11 protein-coding genes are annotated in these 11,312 nt (G+C 58.5%); 10 read left to right on the forward strand and 1 reads right to left on the reverse strand.

Annotated features, from left to right (window positions below):
• The first annotated feature begins 58 nt into the window (after positions 1-58).
• The 10 genes from ACR0CW_RS14710 (at position 59) to ACR0CW_RS14755 (ending at position 10,975) form a co-directional block, all read left to right on the forward strand.
• Positions 59-1,252, forward strand: coding sequence for a TauD/TfdA family dioxygenase (locus ACR0CW_RS14710; protein ID WP_480788368.1), 1,194 nt, complete (start codon positions 59-61; stop codon positions 1,250-1,252).
• The gene (gene leuB, locus ACR0CW_RS14715; protein WP_480788369.1) at positions 1,249-2,358 is read left to right on the forward strand and encodes a 3-isopropylmalate dehydrogenase; all 1,110 of its coding nucleotides are present in this window, start codon (positions 1,249-1,251) and stop codon (positions 2,356-2,358) included. Before ACR0CW_RS14710 ends, leuB begins: the two co-directional genes overlap by 4 nt.
• Before the next feature lie 131 nt (positions 2,359-2,489).
• Positions 2,490-3,590 carry an MHYT domain-containing protein gene (locus tag ACR0CW_RS14720; protein ID WP_480788370.1) on the forward strand — a complete coding sequence of 367 codons (1,101 nt, stop codon included), beginning with the start codon at positions 2,490-2,492 and terminating at the stop codon, positions 3,588-3,590.
• Between the two features lie 139 nt (positions 3,591-3,729).
• Positions 3,730-4,563 (forward strand): FAD binding domain-containing protein, encoded by an 834-nt coding sequence (locus tag ACR0CW_RS14725; protein WP_480788371.1) that lies wholly within the window; start codon positions 3,730-3,732, stop codon positions 4,561-4,563.
• A 12-nt stretch (positions 4,564-4,575) separates the two neighbouring features.
• On the forward strand, positions 4,576-5,070 hold the full coding sequence (locus ACR0CW_RS14730) for a (2Fe-2S)-binding protein (protein ID WP_155149197.1): 495 nt from the start codon (positions 4,576-4,578) through the stop codon (positions 5,068-5,070).
• On the forward strand, positions 5,067-7,484 hold the full coding sequence (locus ACR0CW_RS14735; protein WP_480788372.1) for an aerobic carbon-monoxide dehydrogenase large subunit: 2,418 nt from the start codon (positions 5,067-5,069) through the stop codon (positions 7,482-7,484). The genes ACR0CW_RS14730 and ACR0CW_RS14735 overlap by 4 nt, the downstream gene beginning before the upstream one ends.
• 53 nt (positions 7,485-7,537) lie before the next feature.
• Positions 7,538-8,404, forward strand: a complete 867-nt coding sequence (locus tag ACR0CW_RS14740; RefSeq protein ID WP_480788373.1) for an AAA family ATPase — start codon at positions 7,538-7,540, stop codon at positions 8,402-8,404.
• On the forward strand, positions 8,404-9,591 hold the full coding sequence (locus ACR0CW_RS14745; RefSeq protein ID WP_480788374.1) for a vWA domain-containing protein: 1,188 nt from the start codon (positions 8,404-8,406) through the stop codon (positions 9,589-9,591). The genes ACR0CW_RS14740 and ACR0CW_RS14745 overlap by 1 nt, the downstream gene beginning before the upstream one ends.
• A 12-nt stretch (positions 9,592-9,603) precedes the next feature.
• The gene (locus ACR0CW_RS14750) at positions 9,604-10,416 is read left to right on the forward strand and encodes an XdhC family protein (protein WP_480788375.1); all 813 of its coding nucleotides are present in this window, start codon (positions 9,604-9,606) and stop codon (positions 10,414-10,416) included.
• Positions 10,417-10,522: 106 nt separating this feature from the next.
• Positions 10,523-10,975: an SRPBCC family protein gene (locus ACR0CW_RS14755; RefSeq protein ID WP_480788376.1), complete on the forward strand. Its 453-nt coding sequence runs from the start codon at positions 10,523-10,525 to the stop codon at positions 10,973-10,975.
• Positions 10,976-11,112: 137 nt separating this feature from the next.
• On the opposite strand, the gene ACR0CW_RS14760 is transcribed toward ACR0CW_RS14755, so the two are convergent.
• A partial coding sequence (locus tag ACR0CW_RS14760; RefSeq protein WP_480788377.1) for an electron transfer flavoprotein subunit alpha/FixB family protein occupies positions 11,113-11,312 on the reverse strand: 200 nt, incomplete at its 5' end.

Below are 11,312 nucleotides of genomic sequence, written 5' to 3' on the forward strand. Positions count from 1 at the left end.
GTCAAACAAAATCGAAGTGGACCTTATTGCAAACAGGAAACCTACAGGGAACAGACCAATGCCAACCGCCCGCCACAGCATTCGCTCCGCCGCCATTGAAAGTGGTCATTTGTTCGTAGTCTGGGAAGACGGCCACGAAAGCCGGTTTCATCCCATCTGGTTGCGGCATCAATGCTGGTGCTCGGACTGCGGCACTCCGGAGACCGGTGTGCGCGGCATCCGCTTGCATCACATCGACGAAGGAACCCGTATCGAGAGTGCCAGAGTGGAAGACGATACCATTCTCGTCATCTGGCCGGACGGACACCGGTCCGAATATGCGGCTCGCTGGCTGCGCAATCACTGTTACTCGGACGCCGAACGCAGCCGCAGGCGTGTGCGGCCTGTTCTTTGGGACAGATCGATCAACGCGGATATTCCGGTCGGATCGTTGGTTGAGGCCGAGGGTGATCCAGCAGCCCGATTGAAAATCCTTGAAATGGTCCGGGACTACGGTTTCTGCAAAATCGTTGAAGCGCCCACTGACAAGGCGGAAAGCCAGCGGATGATTCAACTGGTAGGAGCGCAGCGTCAGACACACTATGGCACCTATACGCTGAAAAAGAAAAAGACAGTGACCAATGTTGGCGACACTACCGGTCCGTTGGATCCGCATGTGGACGAACCCTATCGCTATGCCGCGATTGGTATCACCGTCTTTCAGGTTCTGCGACCCAGTTCGAACGGAGGCGCTTCGACTTTGGTTGACGGGTTCGAAGCCGTCCGGCGCCTGAAGGAGAAGTGGCCCGAGGACTTTGATCTGCTCTGCAACATGCGGGTGACGTGCCAGCGCTTTGACCCCGGTGACAACAGCCATGGCAACATGCGCTGGTACAAATCCCGTTTGCCGATCATTCAGCGGGATGATCAGGGTGAGGTTTGCGGAGTACGGATGAACGAGCGGCAGATTTCTCCGTTGGACGTGCCCGCGGATCAGGTGGTGCCAGCCTACCGCGCTTTGAAAAGGCTCTTTGATCTGCTGTACAGTAATGACCTGCGCCTGACACTGGATCTCAAAGCGGGCGAAGGACTGCTGTTCGACAATCAGCGGCTGTTGCACGGTCGAACCGGGTTCACGCCTGAAACGCCGCCGCGTGCAGTCCTGACATCTTCGGTCGATCTGGATGACTTTCATTCCAGCCTGCGCCTGCTGCAACGCGATCTGGATCCGGATTCCATGCATATGGTGCTGCAGCAGGGGATGGCGGGATGAACGGCCCGTTCAAGGTACTTGCCCTTGGCGGTGACCACATTGGCCCCGAGGTTGTCGCCAGCGGGCTGGAGGTGTTGCGCCACGCTGCCAATCAATTCGATGTCGGGGTCGACATCGACGAAGACCTTCTTGGCGGTGCGTCCTGGGACTTACATGGCACGTTCTGCACGGATGCGGTCGTTGACAAGGCGCGGGCCGCAGATGCCATTCTTGTCGGCGCAGTGGGCGGGCCGGAATGGGACGGCATCAGGATCGACGGACCCATTACCGAAACCGATGGCCTGACCCGCCTGCGGATCGAATTGGACGTGTACAACGCCCTGCGTCCTGCGCGTGCCTGGTCGGCGCTCTTGCCGCAGACACCGTATCGGCCAGAAGTCGTGGAGGGGGCTGATCTGCTTGTTGTTCGGGAAAATTCAGGCGGCATCTACTATGGTGAACCTCGTGGGCGCGAGGTGCTCAATGACGGCCAAGCCCGCGCTTTTGAGATCAGCGAGTACCGTACGGCCGAGATTGAACGCATCGCCCGCTGTGCCTTTGAGGCAGCGCGCGGACGGCGAGGGCATGTGACCTCTCTGGACAAGTCCAACGTAATGGAGAGTGGCAAGCTCTGGCGTGAAACGGTGGCGCGGATCGGGCACGACGAATATCCCGATATCGCGCTCAACCATTTGTTGATGGACTACGCACTCTTTGCTGTGGCGCGCGCGCCTCGGGACTTTGACGTACTGCTGGCAGACAATCTGTTCGGGGATCTCATCTCGGATCTGATCGCTGTGGTTTCCGGATCGCTGGGGATGCTGCCTTCTGCGACGCTTCCTGCCGCTGCGCGGGCTGGACATCCGGTCAAGGGAGGGCTCTACGAGCCGACCCATGGCAGCGCGCCGGATATCTCCGGACGAGGTATCGCTAACCCGATCGGCGCGATCCTGTCTGTGGCGATGATGTTTGAGCACGGCTTTGGGCATCTTCACGCAGCGCGTGCGATAGAGCGAGCAGTGGATAACGTTTTGTCAGCTGGGCTGCTGCCGCCAGACTTGGGTGGGGTGGCCAGCACGGCCTCCATCACGCAATCGGTTTTGAATGGTTTGAGGCCGAACACATAATGATCGGAACGGCCCGATTGGTCGTCATCACCAGCCAGCGACAGACTGATCCCGTCCAATCAGAGTAGATTGTACCATGAATTGCAGTTTGCTAACTTCATGCACGCGCTGGGGAGGGCGTGCATACCATAATGTTGGACTATTCGCATAACGCGTGGCTCGTGGCGGCCTCATTGGCCGTGGCGCTGATGGCTGGGTTTACCGGCCTCTATCTGACACATGGCGCGTCCAAACTTGATAACCAAAAGCGAAAGTTCGTTGTTGCGCTTGCAGCCGTCATTCTGGGCGGGGGCATCTGGTCGATGCATTTTGTTGCAATGCTGGGATTGCAACTTCCGATCCTGTTCTACTACGACGCGTTGGTTACCCTGATTTCAGCTTTGGTTGCCATTCTGATGGTTGGTTTGGCGCTGTTGCTATTACATTTCCGTCCCAGAACCATGCCAACCATTGTGGGGGCCGGCGTTATTGTCGGGCTGGGCATCGTGGTAATGCACTATGTCGGAATGGCGGGGATGGAGCTTTGTCGACCGGTCTACAATGCGCTCGACGTGGTAATTGCGACTCTCGCCTCTGTAGTGCTGTCCGTGCTTGCAATCTGGGTTGCTTATGACAACCGGACACAGCGCAATATTCTGCTTGGAACGGTCTGTTTTGGTTTGGCCGTGTTTACTATGCATTTTGTGGCGACCGGTCTGACTGATTTTGTTGCCAGTGATAACGCCAGTGGGGCCGGACCTGCGCTGAACAACCAGGTTCTGGCCATGGGCGTTACCATTGCAGTTTTCCTGATCTGCGGGGCGTTTCTTCTGACAGGTGTTACCTTCCTTGGATTTGAGACAGAGGTAACAGCACAACCTGACACTTCTGAGCCGGAACCCAACGCGCCAGTTCAGATGCGTGCGGGTGTTCCATTCGAGCGAGAAGGGCAAACGTTCTTTAGTGAATCCGGCAAGATCGCGGCCATCCGCGCCGAAGGGCACTATACCGTTCTTTACATCGGGTCCGAGAAGCTGTTCTGCCCCTGGTCGATTACCGAAGCCGAAAGTCGCCTGAAACCGGATGGCTTCCTGCGGGCGCATCGTAGTTATCTGGTAAACCCGAAACATGTGACAAGTTTCGAGCGACACAAGGATAACGGCACCTGCTATTTCGACGGAGTCGACGCGTTGACAAAGGTTCCGGTCAGCCGATCCCGTCTGACGGATGTCCGAGAGGCACTGGGTCTCTGATCGCAACTCGTGCAGCTTATTCGCAACTCGTGAAACAAGCGACGCGCCCCGTTTCCGCCTGCTGGAACGGCTGATCCCGTCGTCTTTTTCTTACCCTAGGTCCCCCAAGGCATTTCGTCCGGACCCAGGGAGGAAAAACATGATACCAGCCGGTTTTGAGTATCACCGGCCAGGCGACATCGCCTCAGCCATAGGCATTTTACAGGAACATGGAGACGAAGCGCGCGTGATCGCGGGCGGGCACAGCCTGATCCCGATGATGAAGCTTCGCATGGCCGAGATGGGCCATCTGGTTGATCTGCAGGCCATTGAGGAACTCAAGGGCATCGAGGTCGGCTCTGATACCGTGACGCTTGGCGCGATGGTGACCCAGCACGAACTGATCACCCATGACGGCCTGGCTTCGGCCATTCCATTGCTCCGCGAGGCGGCTCTGCAGATCGCTGACCCTCAGGTCCGCTATGTGGGCACTGTCGGAGGCAATGTCGCAAACGGTGATCCGGGTAATGACATGCCGGGGTTGATGCAGTGTCTGAACGCGATGTTCGAACTGTCCGGTCCTGACGGCTCGCGCAGTGTGGCGGCGCGGGATTTTTACGAGGCCGCTTATTTCACCGCGCGAGAGGATGAGGAAATCCTGACACGGATATCAATTCCGGTGCCGGGTGCGGGTGTCGGGCAGGCGTATGAAAAGCAGAAACGCAAGATCGGCGACTACGCGACGGCAGCTGCTGCGGTGATGGTTGGCAGCGGTCAGGCATCGGTCGCGATGACCAATTTGGCGGATACGCCCATCTGGTCCGAAAGCGCAAGCAATGCGCTCGCCGAAGGAGACGTCAGTGGCTGCGTCGCCGCGATGCTCGACGCTATCGACCCTGTTGCCGATAACCGCGGGCCGGTCGAGTTCAAGAAACACGTGGCCGCCGTGATGCTGCGCCGCGCCATCGACCGTGCGCAAAGCCGCGCGGGTTGAGGGGAGGAAATCATGTCGAAAATGCACGTAAAACTAACAGTGAACGGCAAACAGGTCGAAGGTCTGGCCGAGCCGCGCACGCTGTTAATCCACTTCCTGCGGGAAGATCTGAAAATCACCGGCCCCCACATCGGGTGTGAAACCAGTCATTGCGGCGCCTGCACCGTGGATATCGACGGTAAGTCCGTCAAATCCTGCACGACATTCGTGGCGCAGGTGAACGGAGCCGATGTCACCACTGTCGAAGGGCTGACCAATGACGACGGCAGCCTTGGTGTTCTGCAAGAGATGTTCCGGGAACATCACGGGCTGCAGTGCGGCTTCTGCACGCCGGGCATGATTACCCGCGCGCATCGTTTGCTGCAGGAAAACCCGAACCCGACCGAGGAAGAAATCCGCTTTGGTATGGCTGGCAACCTGTGCCGGTGCACCGGATATCAGAACATCGTCAAGGCGATCTCGGCCTCGGCTGACATGCTGAACGCTCAGAAGGAGGCCGCGGAATGAACGATCAAACCATGACCCCCGAAGAACGCGCCGCCAACCTCAAAGGGATGGGAAGCTCGCGCAAACGCGTCGAGGATGTGCGCTTTACCCAAGGCAAGGGCAACTACGTCGATGACATCAAGCTGGACGGGATGCTGTTCGGCGCCTTTGTCCGCTCGCCCTATGCCCATGCCCGCGTTGTCAGTGTGAACAAAGAGGCCGCGCTGGCTGTGCCCGGTGTTGTTGCTGTGTTGACCGCCGAGGATCTGGCTCCGCTGGGCTTGCATTGGATGCCGACGCTGGCAGGTGACAAGCAAATGGTGCTGGCCGATGGCAAGGTTCTGTTCCAGGGCCAGGAAGTCGCCTATGTCGTCGCCGAAAACCGCTATATCGCGGCGGATGCGGCAGAGCTGGTTGAGGTTGACTACGAAGAACTGCCCGTCCTGACTGATCCTTTCGAGGCGCTGAAATCAGACCTAGTCTTGCGTGAAGACCTTGCAGGTCAGACCGAGGGCGCTCATGGTCCACGCAAACATCACAACCACATCTTCACCTGGGAACAGGGCGACAAAGACGCGACCGAGGCCGTTCTGGGAGAAGCCGATGTCGTGGCCGAAGAGATGGTCTATTACCATCGGACCCATCCCTGCCCGCTGGAGACCTGTGGCTGCGTTGCCTCGATGGACAAAGTGACCGGCAAGCTGACGCTCTATGGAACCTTTCAGGCCCCGCACGCGATCCGGACCGTTGTGTCGCTGATCTCTGGCCTCGCCGAGCACAATATCCGGGTCATCAGCCCTGATATCGGTGGTGGCTTTGGTAACAAGGTTGGTGCCTATGCCGGCTATGTCTGCTCGGTCGTCGCCTCGATTGTCACCGGCCAACCAGTGAAATGGGTAGAGAACCGGATGGAAAACCTGATGTCCACCGCCTTTGCCCGCGATTACTGGATGCAGGGCAAGATCGCTGCGACCAAGGATGGCAAAATCACTGGCCTCTGGTGTCATACCACGGCGGATCATGGTGGATTTGACGCCTGTGCCGACCCGACCAAGTTCCCGGCTGGTTTCATGAACATCTGCACGGGGTCATATGACATCCCAACTGCTTATCTGGCCGTGGATGGGGTTTACACCAACAAGGCACCGGGCGGTGTCGCTTATCGTTGCTCATTCCGGGTGACCGAGGCTGCCTATTTCATCGAACGGATGATTGAGGTTCTGGCGATCAAGCTGAATATGGACGCGGCCGAGCTGCGCCGGATCAATTTTATCCGGAAAGATCAATTCCCGTATCAGTCCGCGCTGGGTTGGGAATATGACTCGGGCGATTATCACACCGCTTGGGACAAGGCGCTGAAGGCCGTCGACTATGAAGGCCTGCGGACGGAACAGGCGCAACGGATCGAGGACTTCAAAGCCGGAAAGACCCGCAAACTGCTGGGCATCGGCCTGACGCATTTCACCGAAATCGTCGGGGCCGGACCGGTGAAGAACTGCGATATCCTTGGGTTGGGTATGTTCGATTCCTGCGAAATCCGCATCCACCCGACCGGCTCCGCCATCGCGCGGCTGGGGACGATCAGCCAGGGTCAGGGGCATGCCACGACCTTTGCCCAGATCATCGCCAGTGAGATTGGTCTGCCAGCTGATGACATCACGCTGGAGGAGGGCGACACTGACACCGCACCTTACGGGCTTGGCACCTATGGCTCTCGGTCGACACCTGTGGCCGGAGCGGCAACTGCGATGGCTGCACGCAAAATCCGCGCCAAGGCGCAGATGATCGCAGCCTACTTGCTGGAAGTGCATGACGACGACGTTGAATGGGACGTGGACCGGTTCTCAGTCAAAGGCGCGCCAGAGCGGTTCAAGACCATGAAGGAAATCGCCTTCGCTGCCTACAATCAGGCAATCCCAGGCCTGGAACCCGGTCTGGAGGCTGTCAGCTACTATGACCCGCCAAACATGACCTACCCCTTCGGTGCCTATATCTGTGTCATGGAGATCGACGTGGATACCGGCGAATGGGACGTTCGGCAGTTCTACGCGCTGGACGACTGTGGAACCCGGATCAACCCTATGATCATCGAAGGGCAGGTCCATGGTGGCGTGACCGAGGCGCTGGCCATCGCGATGGGTCAGGAAATCGCCTATGATGAGATGGGCAATGTGAAGACTGGTACCCTGATGGACTTCTTCCTGCCCACGGCATGGGAGACGCCCAACTACACCACTGATCACACGGTGACGCCGTCCCCGCATCACCCGATCGGTGCCAAAGGCGTGGGCGAGAGCCCGAATGTCGGCGGTGTGCCTGCGTTCTCGAACGCGGTGCATGATGCATTCCGGCCATTTGGCCTTGTTCAGAGCCACATGCCGCATGACCACTGGCGTATCTGGAAGATCGCCAACGGTTTGGGAATGCACGGCTAACAGGAAAGGCCGCCGCGCTGAAATACAGCGCGGCGGCAATCCGGGAGAATGGCATGAGCTTGCATGACATACAGCAAGGCCTCGCCGAGGTGGGCTATGTTGCCGACGACCGTTTGGCGATGGCACTGCATCTGGCGCAGACGCTTGGGCGTCCACTGCTGCTGGAAGGCCCGGCTGGGGTCGGCAAAACCGAGGTCGCCAAAGCGTTGGCCGCACAGCGCGCCGCGCGGTTGATCCGGTTGCAATGCTACGAAGGGCTGGATGCCAGCCACGCGATTTATGAGTGGAATTACCAGCGCCAATTGCTGGCCATCCGTGCAAGCGAGGCGCAGGGCGGCACCAGCGAAGCGCAGTTGTTCACCGATGACTACCTGCTCAAACGACCATTGTTGGAAGCAATCAGCGAAGAAGAGCCGCCTGTTCTGCTGATCGATGAAATCGACCGCGCGGATGAGGAGTTTGAAGCTTACCTGCTTGAGATCCTGTCTGACTTTCAGATCACCATCCCTGAACTCGGCACGATCAAGGCGCGGTCGCGGCCCATTGTGATCCTGACGGCAAACGGGACGCGGGACCTGTCGGACGCGCTGCGGCGTCGGTGCCTGTACAGTTTCCTCGACTACCCGTCGCGTGAAACGGAAATGGCGATCCTGAAGGCCCGAATGCCAGAAGTCGAAGGCATGCTGGCGCGCCAGATCATTGGCGTTGTGCAGGCGCTTCGCAAAGAAGACCTGGAAAAGACCCCTGGCATCGCCGAGATGTTGGATTGGGCGGCCGCCCTTTCAGGGCTGGGCGTCAACGACATGGCGCAGTCCCGTGAAGAGGTTCAGGCGACTCTCGTTTGCCTTCTGAAAACCGCAGCCGACTATGACGCTGCCCCGCCCGAAGTGATGGATCGCTTGATCGGAAAGGTGGCATAATGCAGGTCACCCGATTCCCCTCGCGCGCGTTCGGTTTGTCGGATCGCATGTCCGGCTTCATCGCGCATCTGCGCATGAACGGAATGCGCGTCGGGCCGGCTGAAACGGGCGACGCATTGGCTGCACTGGCGGCGGTTGAGGCGACGGATGTCAGACAGGCCCAGCAGGCGCTTTGCGTGCTGCTGGCCGGCGACGCCGACGATTGGCATCGGTTCGATGATCTGTTTGAAGCATATTGGTTCAACGCTGGCAAGCAACGCGCGGGAGCCGCCCAAACGGCTCATGTGCGGGTTCAATCTGCCAAGCCGATGATCTGGCAGCCAGAGAGCCAGGATGCTCAGGAATCCGAGACCGGCACGGATCAGGCCGCCACACCTGATACCGGCGATGGGGAGGCCGTGGGGAGAGACGGGAAGCTGATTGCAACCCGTACGGCCAACCTGTCGCGCCGGGATTTGCGCGAGTTGATGGATGAAGACGCGCTGCGGCAGGCCGAACAAGCGGCAACCGCCATCGCGCGCGCAATCCGCGACCGGCGCTCGCGCCGGCGCAAACAGGCGCTGCGAGGACCTGCTTTGGACATGCGTCGCATACAGCGGGCCAGCCTTGCGCGGGGCGGAGAACCAATGGACCTGTACCGTCGTGCCCGTCCGCCGCGCCCGATGCGGATTGTGGCTTTGTGCGATGTCAGTGGATCGATGACGGTCTATTCGCGGGTTTTTCTGGCCTTCCTCAAGGGTCTGATCGGCAGCGGAACGGACGCGGATGCTTACCTCTTCCATACCCGCCTGATGCGCGTCACGGATGCGTTGCGCGACCACGACTCGTTACGCGCGGCAGGGCGGCTGTCACTTATGGCCGAAGGGTTTGGTGGTGGTACGGACATCTCGGGCAGTCTTGAGCATTTCCTGAACGGATACGGCGCGCAGGCTTTGAACGGGCGGACCATCGTGCTGATCCTGTCCGACGGGTATTGCAGTTCCGACCCGCAGGCCTTGGGAGATGTTTTGTCCCGGATACGGCGAAAGGCGCGGCGGATCGTTTGGTTGAACCCGCTGAAAGGCTGGCGCGACTATCAACCCATCGCAGCTGCGATGCAGGTGGCTGAGCCCTATTTAGACGCGCATCTGCCCGCCAACACGCTGGCAGCGTTGGCGGCGTTGGAAACCGAATTCCGAAAACTGTGAAAGGACATGGCCATGGCAGGTTTCGATATTTTCGACACGATTGAGGAGTTGCGCAGAAAAGGTGACGCCTTTTGTGTGGCTACGGTCCTTCGTACAGCCGATGCCACCTCGGCCAAAGCTGGCGGTAAGGCGGCGATCACGCGAGATGGACGGATTTTGGGTCATCTGGGCGGAGCATGCGTACAGCGCGCCGTTCGTGCATCCGCGCAAGAAGCATTTGCGAGTGGAACTCCGAAAATGATCCGCGTGAAACCCTCGGACAAGGTGGTGGCGATGGCAGATTCCGATGGTGTTCAGACTTTCAAAAGCGGGTGCCCATCAGGTGGCACAGTGGATTTGTTGATCGAGCCATATCAACACGCTCCGCGCCTGATTATTTTTGGTGAATCTCCGATAGCCCATGCTCTCGCGTCTCATGCGGCGTTGACCGGATTGCGCGTTTGTTTGCCTGAGGGTTCTGAAAGTGCGGTGGATTTTGCCAGCTTTGATCCTGACGACGTAACCGCATTTGGCGTCGAACCGCGCGATTTCGTTGTTGTCGCCTCGCAGGGGCAGGGGGATGGCGCTGCGTTGAAAGCTGCCTTGGAAACTCCGGCACGCCGGGTGTCTATGGTTGCAAGCCGCCGTAAGGCTCAGGTGTTGTGCGATAGACTGGTCGCACAGGGGTTGGCCCTTGAAAAAACCAAACGGCTAAAGTCACCGGCAGGTCTCGATATCCGCGCCATTGATCCGCATGAGATCGCGCTGTCGATCCTTGCAGAAATTATCCTCTGGCGAAATTCAGACAAATCCGAGGAGACTTCGCATGATGAAAAAATGGCGTGATTGGTTGCGCGCCTTCAGGGCTGCGCAACCCAAAATGACCCCGGAAGAAGCGACCGAAGCTGCGCTTCGCGTTTATCCCAGATGTTGTTGAGAGAAGGACCCTCAGATGGAACTAAGTGACGAAATCCGCATCGCTGCTCCGCGAGATGTCGTGTATCGCGCATTGAACGATCCGGATGTGCTGCGGGAGTGCATCCCCGGTTGCGAGGAATTGATACAGCATTCTCCCGAGCATCTTGAGGCCAAGGTCGTATTGAAGATCGGCCCCGTCAAAGCACGCTTCAGCGGGGAAGTGACATTGGATAACTCCAAAGCGCCAGATGAGTTTTCTCTGACTGGTGAAGGTAAAGGAGGTGCAGCTGGTTTTGCCAAAGGCGGTGCAGATGTTTCTCTCTCTCCGGATGGGGAGGAGACGGTGCTGTCTTATACAGCGAAGGTCGAAATCGGCGGAAAAATTGCACAGCTGGGAAGTCGGTTGATTGCGGGTACGGCGAAGAAGCTCTCAGCCAAGTTTTTCGACAGTTTTGGTGAAATAGTCGCCGAGCAATTTGCTGACTAGAAGAGCTTGCCTTGCATTTTCTTGGACCATCGGCACATCGTCATATTGCGTCATGTTTGTATGGCGCGGTTTTGGATCTTGGATAGAAAAAGGCCCGCCGGATGGCGGGCCTTTGCAGATCAATCCGGATGTCCGTTTCAGCCGAGCTTTTCGGTCAGTTCCGGTACCGCCTGGAACAGGTCCGCTACCAGTCCGAAGTCCGCGACCTGGAAGATCGGGGCTTCTTCGTCCTTGTTGATCGCGACAATGACCTTGGAGTCCTTCATGCCCGCCAAATGCTGGATCGCGCCCGAGATGCCGATGGCGACATAGAGATCGGGAGCAACAACCTTACCGG

The sequence above is a fragment of the Ruegeria sp. CH6 genome (assembly GCF_056537005.1).